Here is a 14,260-nt window from a genome sequence, read left to right as displayed (position 1 = left end):
CCGACTTAGCAATGTCGACTCCAATCGTGGTAATCTCTTCCATGGATGGCTCCTCCCATGCGGTTCCTAACAGCACCGCGAATATGGCACATCGCGATGCCGGCGGAGGAGCCGTCCACAGCATCAAAAGCGGACATGGCTAAGGAAACAGAGCCAACAGATAAATTATCCGCCAGCCCAACAGGCCCAGACACAATCCAACAATTGCCCCTACGAGGGCGAACATCAGCGCTCCAAATATTCCCGCGCTTCCAAAGCCAAGCACACCGCCAAAAATCAGCCCTAGTATGCTGAGCAAGATCGTTGTCACCTGTTGTACCCTGACCATAAGTATCACCCCGGTGTAGCGACGCGTGTATTCAATGGCGGCTTTGGACCGATGTCCTTCTTCCGCTTCGCGCCACAAGCGGAATTGTTACCTATCGCCCGGATCGTCCGCGAATATATCCGATGGCGAACATAACACTCAGGTAGGTCAGACCTGCTGAACTGCAAATCAGGAACAGCACAAGCGGATAGAACAGGAAGGGCTCACCACTCGCACGGATAACGGCTCCTCGTCGGCTAGGCAGTTCCCCTTGCACGAGACAAGTAACGAAGAAGACTAGGAAAACAGGTCCGACAAAGGGAAATCCCCAGAACGGCTGCCCATTTTTGAAGCCAAGCTCTCATGCCTTCCCCCTAGACCATCACCACCCTATCTGGCGTTGATTGACGGAAGGTGAAGCAAGTTCCGCGATCTTTCGTGGTGCTGTGCAATGATCTCAGAGGCCCGACGGCGATCTTCGGCTTTGCGCCACAACCGGTCAGCGCCACAGCGTTTCTAAGCTATAGCTCGTTGTCGCCAGTGGTTGAGAAGCGACGCCAGTTCTTCGTCAGATATCCGAAATCGATTGTTCAGGCTGGCATTTGAACCAGTTAACCGGGTCAGCCTAGCGCCCTTTCGCGTTCCATCGGAGGAGCGGTCTTGGAACTGGATATACCCTTTCACGTGAACCTTTCGCTTCCCACGGAGGATGGTAGTAGTTGCTTGGAAGTCAGCCACATCCTCCCATCTCCACTCTTTCGGACCAAACAGCGACCTCGACACGAGGCTTTGCCGCCCAAGGACTAGACGGTCTGGTTTCAAGGAAGCTGCAATAAGCAGAATTCCTGGCAACCCAAAAAGCCCGAAGAGCAGGATGAAAAGGATGATGTATCCGATTTCGCCGTTCCCAAATCGTGTGGCATCAGTAAACGCTGCGAACATGCATAGGCTAGCCAGACCCAGTGCAATGTAACGGCTGCGGCCTGCGACAAGGACGATGGGCTGCGGGAAACCTTGCACCGCAGAGGTTGAGAGCTGGCTAGGTTTGGAGTACTGCAACCAACCTGACGTTAGGAAAACGGCAACCGCAGTCGCTAAGATCAGCAGCCTCCAAGCCCCACTTCGGCCATCGCTCAGCAAGTCGAGCCCGGTGAAGCCTGCCCCGATCCCGACGAGGGCAACAATGATCGTGCCGATCTTCGACAACCTTCCTCCTAATCCGAGCCCTGAGCCAGCAATCGTTCGGCATCTTAATCTCAATAATGGCTACAAACATGCCAGCTTGTTCAAAAAAACATGTCAAGCAACCGAGTGCTGTAGGCCGCAGTCATCATGGCAGGATCGCGCCAGAAGCGGTCATCGCAGCCATCGGATCGCCATCAGGTCGATGATCATGGCGTAGGACACGCAGAACGCAACAAAACCCATGAAAACATCGAAACGCTCTGTAGGCCAAAACAGAAAATGCACTGGAACCCACACCGTTGTCATGATGACAAAAGCGTAAGCGAATTTCTCGTAGCCACTGCCTCTAAGGCCGAAGAATTTTTCGTCTATCATGTTCGCGTAGGTGGCGCGTTTTTTGAGAAGATGCGTCCCAGAGTAGATGCTACTCATGAGGAATAGCCCATACAGTAGGTACGGCGCGACCGCGGTGTGTCGGACAAAATAGTAGTCCACTAGCACCATCGAACCAATGATAAGATGCATCAGGAATAGAAAGGCCACGGAGTTCTTTAGCCCGAATTTATGCATAACCATCGAACGATCCGCTCTGCCGACAAATCCTGCCCACAATAGCTTTGGTCATTTCGGTCTACAATACCCGTGCGGCCCTTATGCTGGCTCCCCGACACCACAACGTCCGGTTAGGGCCGACGGCAGCCATCGCTCGAAGCATTAGAGGTTATAACGGATAGATAGCTCGGCAATCGCCGGGTCGGTGAACTCTGCAATGGGGTCATCGGACTTGTCGTGTTTGCGATGGTACTCTCCCACGTCGAAAGCCTCGTAGATTTCGAAGAACGGCTCCGGCACCTCGTTATTGCCACGGCCGAACCCTTCCTGAACTGCAGACCACAGATCATTCATCACGCCATCACAGAAGGAGTAGCTGAGCTCTCCGCGGTGGTACCCCTTCGCGATCTCCAGTGCCGCGCTGTTGTAGAAATCCCAGTGGTTGAGGGCTCCCGCGTATAGAAGGATGTCGTCGCACGTCAGCCGAATCGGGCTCTTGTTAATCGCAAATTGCAGGAACTCGGACACCGCTCTCATCCTTGTGACATGTTTCCGAAGCTTATGAATGAGCACAATGCAGCGTCAATGTCCTGGTTGGGGCCGAGCAGGGACAAACCGTGATATCATCGAGCCTCCCAATACGGGCGACGAGGTGGGGGGAGCGGCAGGGGCTTTGTCATGGAAATTGTGCGTACCCGACGTCCTTGGAATAAGGGAATTTTGGTGGGTCAGAAGCAACCGCTTCAGCCTAAGAACGTGTGGTCGATTCGCGTTCGACTCGAAATGAGCGGGGCGCACCGAGAGCTGGCGCTCTTCAATCTCGCCATCGACAGCAAGCTCCGTGCCTGTGATCTCGTCAGGCTCCGCGTCGAGGACTTGTGGTCGGGTAGTTCGATCCGGGACCGCGCCACCATCGTCCAGAAGAAAACCAAGCGGCCCGTGCAATTTGAGGTCACCGAGCAGACGAAGAATGCGCTCGCCGCTTGGGATCATGCCGACCGCACCGTTCTGATTACTAGACGCAGGTGTGCTTCATCGATATCCACCCCCGCCCGGACAATCATGTCGCCGATAACGATCTCGATGACCGAGCTGCTCGCGATCACAGATCCCGGCTGACTTTCGCCCCGCACCAACGGCTCCGGGGCGCTATCGTTTAGAAGATCTCGCCGCCACCTATAGAGTTGCGAGGGAGTTATGCCGATCCGTCGTGCGATCGCCGAGATATTCACTCTAGGTCGGCAAGCCTCGCCAACGGCCTCGAGCTTAAATTCGTCGGACCAGAAACGACGCAACTGCCGGGGAGACCCCTCGAGCCGATCCGTCACGGCCTCAGTCCCGGCGCTCTCCCCCTTTGCCGCTTTCGCGCCTGCTTCAAGCACGCGCTCAACCAGCATTAGGGCTGTGAGCGAGACAGCAAGGGCTTCCGCAGCCTCCATGAGCGGACCGACGACATAGACGACGCATCCATGGCTCATAACCGCCTCGACATCATGCTGATGCCACGCGTCTTCGTGCACTTGGTCCCAACAAACCGAGAAGCTCTCGCTCATCCGATCGTCGGACGCGTCTTGAGAGAAGACCATGTCGATTTCGAAGTCTATAGCAAGGTCTTCGATTGAGGCTTGGATGGACCGCAACAACCGCTGGAAGCCGCCTTTGGGTCCGAGGAAGCAGAGAACATGCCGAGGCCTGTAATCGGAGAAACTCTTATAGCGCATCTTTATTCGTCTTGAACAGTCCGGAATCGAGCAGCGAATGGAAAACACATCGAGCTGTCCATCCCCGCAATGCGCTCCCAATTACGTTAGGTCAATGTTAAGTTAGGGCCGACTGCGGTCTTCCACTTCGCGCCATTAGCGGTCATTCGGAAATCAGAATGCGATGATGATTTCGCCCTGCTCTCGGCTTTTCAGAAGGACGGCGTGATCCCCTGGCTCGCGACCGTAAACCAGACCGAATTTCAGCAGCTTCCCGGTATGGTTTAAATCAATGTTCTGCGACCGATAAGGGATAAAACAGTGCTCTGTCCTGCAGTAGACAACCGGGCGGACGGTGGTGTCATTGTAGCGGATAAGCGACAGGTCGATATCCGGAGTCTTTTGGTCGACCAGTTGGCACGGATATTTCAACCATTTCACTTCGCCGTAAATTGGCTCATGTTCGTCGATGAGGATGGCATATCGAAAAGTCTTCGCTGGGGCATTCTCTTCCGCGACTGCGCTGCCTCCGTTAACGGCTACAGCCGTGCATAGTAGGATCAAAGCGCGAAGCATTCGACAGTCTCCAACCGGTCGAGTTTCAACTCTCTAGGACTTACGCCGCAATACGGTTTTATGAAAGCCCAATGACCGCAAAGGGCCGGAGGCTGCTGGAGAGAGCGCGACGGAACTCCGAAGGCACAACTGTTTCCAGCAACACCCGCAATACTGGCCAGTAAAATGACGGCTTCGGGCCGACTGCCGTTTTCCGCTGTGCGCCGCGACCAGTCATATGACAGCCGCGATACTTTAAGCCATCTACACCGGGAGGGCTGTCACGATCGTGAGTTCAGCACTTCCAGCTTTTGCACGCTCGAAACCCACGCGGTCAACGACGCAAGCGCTGGCAGAGTATCTACAACGCAGTCTTCCTCGACGGCCCATGCCGAGACTTCCAGCACATCCGCTATTCGTCGGGCCTCGACAATCAACGGGTACGGTAAACCTTCAAGCGCCACAACATTCCGTCGGTAATCATCAATGAAGGCGAGCAGCGTCAGTTTTCCTAACGAAAAATCGTGCCAAGTCGCCTTAATTCTTTCGATTATCGTTGCGTTCGACATTTTATATCCGCCCCCAAGCCAAGCTTCCGAAGTCTAACAGCATGGCGGCAACACTTAATCAGAGTCCGGTTCGGGCCGACAGTCGCCATGGCCCGAAAGCCCCGTTAGCGGTCTTTAACGAGTCCGAAGTGCTGTGATGGCTATATGGTAACCTAGGCTGACTGTTTTGGGGCATCGGGTGGTATCTGTAAGCGTATTAGTCCTGCTACGGAAGATGCATGCTGTCCTTGGGCCTAAGGGGTTCAAACGAAAAGGATACAGTTGGTATCGAACAGTCACGCCATTCACCCAAGTTATCAATATTCAGATCGCTTCGTACCGCACACACGCAACGGTGAATCTAGGGGTCCACGAGAGGAGAATATTCCAAGAGGCCACCGGGAACGAAGGTCGTGTGTTCGTTGATGAGGCGGAGTGCATCGTTAGGAGCCGTATCGGCTTCCTCATCGGCAATGTCGACAAGTGGTGGGAAATTCCGACCCGCTCGAAGTCGACGAGATGGTGGAAATTGGTCCGGATACAGCGACTGACTTTTTCGATCAACATCAGTCTCTTGGTCACGTCGCCGCCTCGCTTGAAAAGTCCAAAGTTATCGACGACCCATATCCTCTCCCAGCAATCTATTTGGCTTTGATCCTCCGCGAACTAGGGCAAACCACGCGAAGCAACGACATATTAAGACAGCTTGAGGCCAAGACACTAGGCGGTTGGCGGTCTCGGATTACCGAGCTATTGGCGGGCGAATGAGCAGATCGCGAAAGCCTGCTTTGGGCAAACTGCAGTCATCAGAGAAGGCGCGCCGCACGGCCACTTCGCCGCGTCGCGTTATTGTAATAGCTCGATGCCTGCTGCACCGATCGATGCCGTGACTGCTCCATCGCCTCGGGGAAAGGTATGCCGCGGTTGGCAGCCTCGGTTAGATATCCCGACCGCAAGCCGTGCGCCGAAAACTCCCCGCTGTCTAAACCAGCCATCGCCGCCCGCTGCTTGACGATATCGTTGACCGATTTCGGTCCAGCACCCGCTTGGACACATTGCCCCAGCGATCGACCTTTCGGAACACAGACATAGCCTCGATCTTTGCCGCCGTCATCCATGCATCCAGCGCCTCGACCGGCCGGCCGGTAAGATAGACAACCTCGTCGTGATCGGCACCGGATGTTTTCGTCCGTCCGAGACGAATGGCGAGCGAGGTGAGGGCCGCCTTCGACAACAATCGGCGGCTCGACCGTCAACTGCTCGCGACGCAGTCCGGCAATCTCGCTGCGCCGGCGGCCACCCGAGGCGAACGCCACCATCAGGATTGCCCGGTCACGGAGATCGCGCAGGCTGCCGGTCGCACAGGTCGCCAGCATTTTGGCCAGCACATCGCCGGTGACCGCCTTGGCGCTCTTCCTTTTTCGTGGGCGCGGGGTTGCCCGGACAGCGAGGCGTATCGCAGATTTGAGAGCAGGGGAGGCGAACGCGCCTGTTAGTCCGCGCCATTTCGTCAGCGTCGACCAGGTCGCCAGCCGCCGGCGCATGGTATCGGGTGTATGCGGACCGGTCACCTTCAGAAACCCCTGGCTGCGGAGGCTTTGCTCCATGGTTGCCGGCATGCCGTGATCCGGATCGGTTTCGCGCTTCTGCGGATCCCACAAATGATGCGCGACGAATTTCAGCAGCAACGCTTCTGGCGCCGGCCACGGCAGTGAACGGCTGGTGGCTGCCAGCGACCAGGCCTGCAGATAGGCGAGATCAGAGGTCAGGGCGCGAATCGTGTTTTCGCCCATGCCTTCGTTGACGAGATGGCGCAGGGTTTCGACATCCTGATCGGTCAATAGCTCGGCGAGCTCGTCGCGACGCTCCATCGGCAGGACGGCAGCGATCGTGTCGAGCTCTGCGATCCGTCCCTCAACGGTAGAAAGATCCTGAGCGGACTTGCGGGACTTTGCCATCATTCCACAGCCGCCTGGGGCCGCCACCGCGCAATGATCTGCTCTATTTCGCTGCGATATTCGTAAGGGTAAACCACATCTTCCTCACGCGGGAGCCAGGTAAAGATCGTCGCCATGTCCTCGGCAACCTCCCGATCGACATTGGCCAGATCGGTCAGGTCGAAGCCGCCATGCTCTTCGGCATTCCACCAGGCGAGCAGAAAATTTGCCACACGCCGGCCCTGGCCGGAATCCTGATGCGCAATGTTGAGCAGCTTTTCGAGGGCGAAGCGGATGCGTTCTTCCATGGAAAATGCCTTTTCTGGCGATGGACGGGTAGGTAGACCGGCTATGCGCTAGTATCAGGCAGACCTCGTTTCATCGGGACACAAACGCCTTTCGGCGGCTGGTGAATGGGGTAGGAACCTGTCTTTTGCCAATGGCGTGGCCGGGCGATGCTGCTACTATCCGTTGAATCCGAGGGAGATGCCCATGCCTGAATGGCCAAAGGACAAGCTTTTGAGAAGCGGGACCGATCTGCCGATGGCGGAACGCATCCGTCGATACCAGCACAATATTCGCACTATACGCGCGTCGGGCTGCGCTGTCCCGACATTCTCTATGGTTGACACGCTTGATCCGGCCGAAATCGAGATCTGGTTTGCCGGCAAGGCATTCACGACGGATCGGCTGGACAAATTGATCCGGAGAGTTACCGACCTCCCTTCGGAAACCGAGCCGGTCTTCCGGAAAGGTGAAGGCGGCATCGTTGAGGACATAGTCCTGATAATTGCCGCGCAGCAGGGCCAGAAAGTTCAGCCGCGACTTCGATGGAGCTGTGCGAAAGGCGCAAAAATGCTCGCCGCCTATGTGCGTCGTATAAAAATTGCGGTTGTCAGGCGGGCACCGGTGTCGTCGACGGTCACATAGGGCGCCGGGGCGGCCCGGATTACCTTGACCGCCCATACCGTTGAAGCCGCCGGTGCGATTAAACTGATCATAGCGAACGATCTGACCGGCGCCGGGGTAGATGGCGTCAGCCACAGCTGGAGCAACCTGCGTTTCAATAGGGCGGCCCATAGCAGCGTGCGCCCGGTCGAGCCCATTGGCCGTTTCCTTATCGATGAGACCGGCCTGGCAGGCGACATCGGCAGGCCCTGAGCGCCATTGATAAAATGGCATGGGAGCGAAATCACGCCGATGAAAAATACGTCTGAGTTGTAGCCGACGTCGGCTCTCGCTGGTCCTTCCTTCACATTTTAGGGCCATCTTAAAACCGTGCACGTTATCAACCGGAATGATGAAAAGATAATTCCAAGAGGGGAAATGTCCGAGCCATCTGACACGTATGTAAAGAATGTCGCGCATCCTCCTGAACTCGGCACAATACCGATCTTTTTTTTAGTTTATTTTGCCGCTCTTGCGATGAGCTTGTTCGATTTGGTTGACGGCAGGAATTTTCTAGGGGACGTCGATGACCAGATGCGCCAGATGCAGATCCATGGTCTGCTTTTAGGCGGCGGCAGTTGGTGGGATCTCAGCGAGCCACGCGTAATGATGCCCGAGCCGTATATCTCCCCGTGGTCGCGCCTAGTTGATATGCCTTACGTGGCAATGGCCACAGCTTTCAGTCCATTCGTCGGGTGGCAACGAGGGATGATTTGGTCATTTAATGTGTGGCCGCAGGTCATGCTGGTAGCATTTTGCCTCCAGTCGGCACTTATCTACCGGCGGCTTGGCATAACCGTATCTCTTCTGGGTATTCTCACGGTGGTTAGCGCGACTCTCGTCACGTCGCTAGCATTGTGGGAATTTTCCCCGGGCCGGATCGATCATCACAACGCGCAGCTGATTTCGCTGATGCTGGTGTTCAACGGCCTTACCCGCTGGGACGCTGTCGGAGGGCGACTGATTGGGCTTGGCACGCTCCTTTCCGTGACCATTGCGCTGGAGGGTCTTCCATTTGTCGTGATCGGCTTTGCAGGCCTGGTCGGTGCACTGATCCTTCGCGTGCGAAATGCGGATGTCGTGGTCAAGCAAGCTGCCGCAACCATGGCACTGCTCTCGTTGCCGGTCGGCGTTGCGACGGTGGGCCCTGTCGGCCTCGCAATGACGCAATGTGATGCCTATTCAGCCCCCTACGTTTTTCTGATGACGGCTCTAGGCGCTATTTTATGGCTGACCGCTAGATTTCTGTCTGAGACCCGGCCGTCAGAGCAACTCCTCGCGATGTCATTGTCCGGTTTCGCTGTAATCGTGTGTTTCGTTACAGCTTTTCCCCAATGTATGGCCGGCCCGTACTGGATGATCGACACGGTGTCGAGAACCTACTGGTTTGATCGGGTTGCACAGGAGCAAAGCTCCTTATATTTCATCAAGCAAGGCCAGTGGGAAATTTTCATTCTGCTGGTCCTGCACGGGTCGATCTTGACGATCGCGACAGCATCAATTCTTCAATCCAGCCGAAAAGAGATCGTAGGCCCGGCAATCATGCTGACCCTCGCCTGGACGAGCGTATTCCTAACGCTGCTACTGAGCCGCTACGTTCGTTTTGCTTTTGCGTTCTCTCCCCTGTTCATGCCGATGGCGATGCAGTATCTCGCGCTGGGTAGCTCCACATTGCTGCGACCCTTTCTCTGGAAAACTGTCTGGGCCTGTATCCTGGGTTATGTCGGTGCCACGGCTTGGCTGGTCGCGGCGACGCCCGTGAACGCGCTATTTTATGACGCTGCAGACTTCATGGCTTACGATAGCTGCAAGAATGGCGAATTCTCTGTCCTAACCCGGATACCGCCCGGGCGAATTGCAGCCTCGAATGGATTGGGACTCTCATTGCTGGAGGCTCTTCCGCACGGCTTTTCCGTTGCCGCTGTGCCTTTTCATCGGGCGTCACCGGGAATGCGCCGCATGTTTGAAGCCTTCCTAACCACCGATCCAGTCCTTCGCCGTGCAGCGCTCGCGCCGTTTGATTATCTGGCTGCCTGCCGCTTTCTGCCGGAGACAGATTTTGGAACCGCGCCGCTTTACGATGCCCTTGCTTCAGGGAAGGACTGGCCAGGCTTGATCCGAATTCCAGACAGCCCATCCAACCCGTTCCAGCTATTCCTCATTGACCACTCCGCGTTGAATTAGGACCAGTCGGCATTCGGGTTTCCACATCGCTTATTCGCTGATCCATCGCTGACTGTACTTGTCACAGGTGCTGGCAATGGCGAAAAAGCGGCGTGAATTGAACGACGAGCAGTGGCTCAATAGAGGCGAACCCGAAAAAGCCGATTAGCACTGAAGGCCCACCGAAGAGGTGGGCTTTCATTTTGAACTGTCCCAAGCTCCTTATCTCGTAATTGCGATGCAGAGTTTCCGGCAGCTTAGATCCTTTTCGGCCGCGAGAGGCTGGGGGTTCTCTGCTCGACATTTCTACGAGTCGTCATCGATCGTAACATGGTACGCCCCGTATGCGGCCTTGCGGTTGTGCAACAGCTGGTTCTAACTTCGCGGGTCGTCGATACTTACCGGTGAGAATGCGGCCGCTCATGAAAGTGTGAATTCAGAGGACACCCCACGCCCGAAACCTCCCCCTCCCAGTCATCTCCCTCAGCCCCAGCTCCAAAACAATCCGCCGCGCCGCCTGTGGCGTCATTTCCAGTGTCTCCGCCACCATTTTTGCGGACACAAACGGCTTCGCCATCACCAACTCGACGAGCTCCGGCAATTTCGAAGACGTCCGCCTCCCATCCAGCTTTCGGTCCATCATGGTTTTCGCCAGTGTCAGCCGGTCATGCTCTTTCATGCCGATCTCGGCGGCTGCCACAAAACGGGGGCAATCGCCAGCAGCCGGGTTTCGCGATGGCGATGGCGCCGCCGGTCGACGGGTATGGTTTTGAGGCCGAGACGATGGCGGCGAGATGCGCGCCGGTGGTAATGCCGGCTTCCCGAAGGATTGACGCGGACAACAGCCGGCCAAGCCATGGGGCGTGCTGTAGCACAGACAGCTCGTTCCAGGCATCAAGGGGCCACGATCGCCTGAGGCACTCGCCGCCGGCGTCGCAACGCGGCGGTGGCTGCACAGCGCTTTGCCGACATGGGCTTCTACTGGTTCGCCTATCCAGAAGAAGAAATGAGAGTCTCTACCCACAGGCTTCCCGAAAAAGACACGTAATGTGGATTGTGCCTGAAAGATTGGCGAAGCAGAGATTGATTGCGCTTATTCAGGCAGGCTTAAGTCCGGCGCTCGAGCCCATCGAATGCGCTAGGATCAGGGGCGCCGGGTAGAGATACAAGTATCAGTTCATTACCTGTATGCATAAAGGTATCAACATTGGATGGATTTTTAAGGTGCGCACGTGATGGAGCTGGATCCGATTTGCTTCTCGTCTGACTGCCCAAGCCGGACGCTATTCGATCAGATTGCTGACAAATGGTCTATGATGGTTCTGGCGGTTCTGTCCGACGGCCCTCATCGGTTCAACCTTATCCGTAAGCGGCTGGAGGGAGTTAGCCAAAAGGCCCTCACACAGTGTCTACGCAGACTGGAGCGCAATGGCCTCATCACTCGCCGCGTCGTGTCCCTTTCACCGGTGGCTGTGGAGTATGAGATCACCAAGCTGGGCCAAACACTGCAGAAGCCGTTCGGTGAGCTTCACCGGTGGACGCTGGACAAGCTGCCAGAGGTCAATGCAGCGCGAGAAGCCTTCGACGCTCGACGATCAGATGACGGTTTCAGCGGTGTTCAGCCGGGAAAACGCGCTGATTGAGCCCAACCGAGACTGCGACCAGGTATCTTCAGGCCTACCAAGGCGATTTAAGGTGCCTGATTGACGGCAAGTCTACAACGTATACCTAGACGTCCAGATCAACTGGAGCGTCAAAATGACTGAGTTAAAATTGCTGACCCCGCTGAAGACCGAGACGTTCGAATTCAAGAACCGCGTCTTCATGGCCCCGATGACAAGGGCGCGGTCACCAAACCACGTGGCGAACGATCTGACCGCACGCTACTATGCCCAACGCGCCACCGCTGGCCTGATAATCTCAGAAGGCACACAGATCAGCGAGCAAGCGATCGGCTGGACAAATACGGCAGGAATCCACACAGCCGAGCAGATCGAGGGATGGCGAAAGGTCACCCGCGCCGTGCATGACGCAGGGGGTCTCATTTTTGCCCAGCTTTGGCATACGGGCCGCGCGTCTCATCCGGACTTCCACGGCGGAGCCTTGCCTGTCGCACCTTCCGCAGTGCCCTTCAACAGCCAGGCCTTCACGCCCGAGGGGCCAAAGCCGACCGTCACCCCCCGAGCTATGACCCTCGACGAGATCCAGAGTACAATCCAGGACTACGGGGCCGCCGCACGTGCGGCGAAGGCGGCCGGTTTTGATGGGGTTGAGGTGCATGGCGCCAACGGCTATCTGCCGGCCCAATTCCTCGAGGACGGTTCCAACAAGAGAACGGACGCCTATGGCGGCTCTGTGGAAAACCGCGCCCGCTTCCTGCTAGAGGCAACAGATGCAGCAATCCGGGTCTTTGGGACTTCCCGTGTTTCCGTCCGGCTCTCGCCCCGGATACCGTACAACGACATGGGCGACAGTGATCTTGAGGGCACCTATATGTTCGCCGTCGAGGCTCTCGAAGCGAGGAAGGTAGGCATTCTTCACTTCATGGAGCCCGCGCAGCTTCGCGAGGGGCTCAAGCTGCTGGCCCCCGAGGCAAGAAAGCGGTTCTCCGGCTTGTTTGTCGTGAACGTTGGATATGACCGGGAAAGTGGCGAGCGGGCGATAGCGACTGGTCTGGCGGACGCGATAACGTTCGGAACGCTCTTCATCAGCAACCCCGATTTGCCCGAACGCTTCCGTCAAAACGCCGCCTTGGCGCCGTCCGATCCGTCCAGCTACTACGTCGGCGATGAGCGAGGCTATACGGACTACCCTCCCCTCGGTTGAAGTCTCTCGGGCCAGGCTTCATCCACCATCCCGTCGCTTTCTCTAAAATGAACGGAGTGATTGGGGAACGCGTCGAACCTCGCTCTGATCCATTGAGCGTCTTCAGTAAGCGCGAACTTCTGCGCACCTTCTGAAGCGCGGTACTCTAAGGCATGAGGTGTCCACCAAAATAAGTGGACACCAAATCATGGATGAAGATGCCACAGATTTTGGATCTATATTCACTCCAACTCGTGGATACGCCACAGTTTAAATTGCTGTGTACCGCCTTACGATTGCAATTGTTAACGCGATTGCAATCAAACTGCCCTATCAAACGCTTTGTTTCGAGGGGATGAAAATGATCAATTTATCTCGACCACGCGACCTTCTTTTGGTTTTAACACCTTGTGCATACTTAATAATTTGGGTGATTTCTTTCGCCATCGGCCTCAAGCTGAACCTGGTCGATCTTGTCAATCCGGTGATGTTTACTATCGGCTCGGCGATCCTGGTTAGCCTTGCCGCGACGAAGTTCAAAATGTTCGCGCTGCGAGCCACTGTTGAGTGCGTAAGCTGTGGCTTGCTATTATCGATCCCAGTCACGGTCTCGACGTATGTGGCAATGCGTTTCGATTTACCCCTGGCAGATGCTCAACTCGCTAGCTGGGATAGCGCTCTGGGGGTGGATTGGTTGTCTCTGATGCGCTGGATCGATGAACGCGAGTCGGTCGCATCGCTTCTCAACCACGCCTACCGAACATTTTCCTACCAGCTCTTGATCTGGCCCGTTGTCTTGGTGGCGTTGAACAGATCGGAAAGAGCTTATCAGATGATCTGTGCTTATGCGTTGATATGCTTTCTATCCAGCGCGCTATCTATATTGTGGCCGGCCCTCGGTACCTACACCTATTACGATTTCGATGCGACTACTCTGAAAAATATTGACCAGACATATGGATACTTCTTTTTAGAGCAATTCCACGCTGTCCGCGACAACCCAGATTTTGTTTGGAGCTTACAAGGAAGCGCAGGTATCATAACGTTTCCGTCGGTCCACGCAGCCATTGCAGTGTTATGCGCTTGGGCATTGTGGGACGTACGATTACTAAGATACCCGGCTCTTCTTCTCAATGTTGCAATGGCATTTTCAGCAGTACCCGGCGCCAATCACTATGTTGTTGACGTAATCGCAGGGTGCTTCGTCGCTCTTTGGGCCATCGCCGCCATAACGGCGTTGACCCGATACAAAAGTTATACTCCGCCTCGTCGAATTGATTTGGCGGCGTCTCCCGGCTAAATTTAGTGGTCTGCATGTACCATGAGACTTTTCAGACCGGCGAGCGTGCAAGGAAATTGGGCACCTCAGGAAACGGCGATGTCACCTTAACTTGAATTCGGATGCGTGGGAGACTTCTGCCTTGAGGATCGATCTCAGGCCATGGCTTCGGCTGCAACTTTCCACTCTGCGATCGCCTGGATACGGTGAACGCGGTTTTGGAATGCGGAGCGTTGCGAAAGGGTTTGGACGAAGTGGTTACGAACGGCGGAGAAGACAGA

14 protein-coding genes and 3 pseudogenes are annotated in these 14,260 nt (G+C 55.9%); 7 read left to right on the top strand and 10 right to left on the bottom strand.

Annotated elements, in window-relative coordinates:
* Positions 1–823: 823 nt before the first annotated feature.
* The 3 genes from ACI3K0_RS30235 to ACI3K0_RS30225 form a co-directional block, all read right to left on the bottom strand.
* On the bottom strand, positions 824–1,513 hold the full coding sequence (locus tag ACI3K0_RS30235; RefSeq protein ID WP_206829628.1) for a hypothetical protein: 690 nt from the start codon (positions 1,511–1,513) through the stop codon (positions 824–826).
* A 150-nt stretch (positions 1,514–1,663) separates the two neighbouring features.
* A complete protein-coding gene (locus tag ACI3K0_RS30230; protein WP_404946949.1) occupies positions 1,664–1,924 on the bottom strand; it encodes a hypothetical protein in 261 nt (86 codons plus the stop codon).
* 282 nt (positions 1,925–2,206) lie between these two features.
* Positions 2,207–2,572 carry a hypothetical protein gene (locus ACI3K0_RS30225; RefSeq protein WP_404946948.1) on the bottom strand — a complete coding sequence of 122 codons (366 nt, stop codon included), beginning with the start codon at positions 2,570–2,572 and terminating at the stop codon, positions 2,207–2,209.
* A 150-nt stretch (positions 2,573–2,722) separates the two neighbouring features.
* On the opposite strand from ACI3K0_RS30225, the pseudogene ACI3K0_RS30220 reads away from it, so the two are divergent.
* Positions 2,723–3,031: pseudogene (locus tag ACI3K0_RS30220) on the top strand (integrase); the annotation flags it as partial.
* A gap of 2 nt (positions 3,032–3,033) precedes the next feature.
* Here ACI3K0_RS30220 and ACI3K0_RS30215 read toward each other — a convergent pair.
* Positions 3,034–3,441 carry a transposase gene (locus tag ACI3K0_RS30215; protein ID WP_404946950.1) on the bottom strand — a complete coding sequence of 136 codons (408 nt, stop codon included), beginning with the start codon at positions 3,439–3,441 and terminating at the stop codon, positions 3,034–3,036.
* Between the two features lie 72 nt (positions 3,442–3,513).
* On the opposite strand from ACI3K0_RS30215, the gene ACI3K0_RS30210 reads away from it, so the two are divergent.
* On the top strand, positions 3,514–3,666 hold the full coding sequence (locus tag ACI3K0_RS30210) for a hypothetical protein (protein WP_404946951.1): 153 nt from the start codon (positions 3,514–3,516) through the stop codon (positions 3,664–3,666).
* Positions 3,667–3,918: 252 nt separating this feature from the next.
* On the opposite strand, the gene ACI3K0_RS30205 is transcribed toward ACI3K0_RS30210, so the two are convergent.
* On the bottom strand, positions 3,919–4,320 hold the full coding sequence (locus ACI3K0_RS30205; RefSeq protein WP_404946947.1) for a hypothetical protein: 402 nt from the start codon (positions 4,318–4,320) through the stop codon (positions 3,919–3,921).
* Positions 4,321–4,580: 260 nt separating this feature from the next.
* Positions 4,581–4,868, bottom strand: coding sequence for a hypothetical protein (locus ACI3K0_RS30200; protein WP_404946946.1), 288 nt, complete (start codon positions 4,866–4,868; stop codon positions 4,581–4,583).
* Positions 4,869–5,082: 214 nt separating this feature from the next.
* Between ACI3K0_RS30200 and ACI3K0_RS30195 the strand changes: the two genes are divergently transcribed.
* Positions 5,083–5,502, top strand: a complete 420-nt coding sequence (locus ACI3K0_RS30195) for a DUF4304 domain-containing protein (protein WP_404946945.1) — start codon at positions 5,083–5,085, stop codon at positions 5,500–5,502.
* A 151-nt stretch (positions 5,503–5,653) separates the two neighbouring features.
* On the opposite strand, the pseudogene ACI3K0_RS30190 reads toward ACI3K0_RS30195, so the two are convergent.
* The 3 genes and pseudogenes from ACI3K0_RS30190 to ACI3K0_RS30180 form a co-directional block, all read right to left on the bottom strand.
* Positions 5,654–6,805, bottom strand: a pseudogene (locus ACI3K0_RS30190) (site-specific integrase).
* Positions 6,805–7,092: a hypothetical protein gene (locus ACI3K0_RS30185; RefSeq protein WP_404946944.1), complete on the bottom strand. Its 288-nt coding sequence runs from the start codon at positions 7,090–7,092 to the stop codon at positions 6,805–6,807. The pseudogene ACI3K0_RS30190 and the gene ACI3K0_RS30185 overlap by 1 nt, the downstream one beginning before the upstream one ends.
* Positions 7,093–7,162: 70 nt before the next feature.
* Complete coding sequence (locus ACI3K0_RS30180; protein WP_404946943.1) at positions 7,163–8,152, bottom strand: hypothetical protein; 990 nt, start codon at positions 8,150–8,152, stop codon at positions 7,163–7,165.
* Between ACI3K0_RS30180 and ACI3K0_RS30175 the strand changes: the two genes are divergently transcribed.
* Positions 8,111–9,916, top strand: coding sequence for a hypothetical protein (locus tag ACI3K0_RS30175; RefSeq protein WP_404946942.1), 1,806 nt, complete (start codon positions 8,111–8,113; stop codon positions 9,914–9,916). The two genes, ACI3K0_RS30180 and ACI3K0_RS30175, sit on opposite strands and share 42 nt — an antisense overlap.
* Before the next feature lie 415 nt (positions 9,917–10,331).
* On the opposite strand, the pseudogene ACI3K0_RS30170 reads toward ACI3K0_RS30175, so the two are convergent.
* Positions 10,332–10,794: pseudogene (locus ACI3K0_RS30170) on the bottom strand (DUF1612 domain-containing protein); the annotation flags it as partial.
* A gap of 333 nt (positions 10,795–11,127) precedes the next feature.
* On the opposite strand from ACI3K0_RS30170, the gene ACI3K0_RS30165 reads away from it, so the two are divergent.
* The 3 genes from ACI3K0_RS30165 (at position 11,128) to ACI3K0_RS30155 (ending at position 14,000) form a co-directional block, all read left to right on the top strand.
* Positions 11,128–11,538, top strand: coding sequence for a winged helix-turn-helix transcriptional regulator (locus ACI3K0_RS30165; RefSeq protein ID WP_404946941.1), 411 nt, complete (start codon positions 11,128–11,130; stop codon positions 11,536–11,538).
* Between the two features lie 115 nt (positions 11,539–11,653).
* On the top strand, positions 11,654–12,721 hold the full coding sequence (locus ACI3K0_RS30160; RefSeq protein WP_404946940.1) for an alkene reductase: 1,068 nt from the start codon (positions 11,654–11,656) through the stop codon (positions 12,719–12,721).
* A 340-nt stretch (positions 12,722–13,061) separates the two neighbouring features.
* Entirely contained in the window at positions 13,062–14,000 is a 939-nt protein-coding gene (locus tag ACI3K0_RS30155; RefSeq protein WP_404946939.1) for a phosphatase PAP2 family protein, read from the top strand.
* Positions 14,001–14,260 lie beyond the last annotated feature (260 nt).

This window comes from Rhizobium sp. ZW T2_16, from assembly GCF_044987325.1.
Taxonomy (GTDB): domain Bacteria; phylum Pseudomonadota; class Alphaproteobacteria; order Rhizobiales; family Rhizobiaceae; genus Neorhizobium; species Neorhizobium cellulosilyticum.
Note: the sequence above shows the minus strand (reverse complement) of the source record. Positions and strands in the feature narration are given on the sequence as shown.

What these genes read in the sequence shown, in the direction of transcription:
- ACI3K0_RS30230 (WP_404946949.1), bottom strand. Translation starts at nt 1,924, where the DNA reads ATGAGTAGCATCTACTCTGGGACGCATCTTCTCAAAAAACGCGCCACC.
- ACI3K0_RS30215 (WP_404946950.1), bottom strand. Translation starts at nt 3,441, where the DNA reads ATGCTGGTTGAGCGCGTGCTTGAAGCAGGCGCGAAAGCGGCAAAGGGG.
- ACI3K0_RS30210 (WP_404946951.1), top strand. Translation starts at nt 3,514, where the DNA reads ATGGCTCATAACCGCCTCGACATCATGCTGATGCCACGCGTCTTCGTG.
- ACI3K0_RS30205 (WP_404946947.1), bottom strand. Translation starts at nt 4,320, where the DNA reads ATGCTTCGCGCTTTGATCCTACTATGCACGGCTGTAGCCGTTAACGGA.
- ACI3K0_RS30200 (WP_404946946.1), bottom strand. Translation starts at nt 4,868, where the DNA reads ATGTCGAACGCAACGATAATCGAAAGAATTAAGGCGACTTGGCACGAT.
- ACI3K0_RS30195 (WP_404946945.1), top strand. Translation starts at nt 5,083, where the DNA reads ATGCATGCTGTCCTTGGGCCTAAGGGGTTCAAACGAAAAGGATACAGT.
- ACI3K0_RS30185 (WP_404946944.1), bottom strand. Translation starts at nt 7,092, where the DNA reads ATGGAAGAACGCATCCGCTTCGCCCTCGAAAAGCTGCTCAACATTGCG.
- ACI3K0_RS30175 (WP_404946942.1), top strand. Translation starts at nt 8,111, where the DNA reads ATGTCCGAGCCATCTGACACGTATGTAAAGAATGTCGCGCATCCTCCT.
- ACI3K0_RS30180 (WP_404946943.1), bottom strand. Translation starts at nt 8,152, where the DNA reads ATGCGCGACATTCTTTACATACGTGTCAGATGGCTCGGACATTTCCCC.
- ACI3K0_RS30160 (WP_404946940.1), top strand. Translation starts at nt 11,654, where the DNA reads ATGACTGAGTTAAAATTGCTGACCCCGCTGAAGACCGAGACGTTCGAA.
- ACI3K0_RS30155 (WP_404946939.1), top strand. Translation starts at nt 13,062, where the DNA reads ATGATCAATTTATCTCGACCACGCGACCTTCTTTTGGTTTTAACACCT.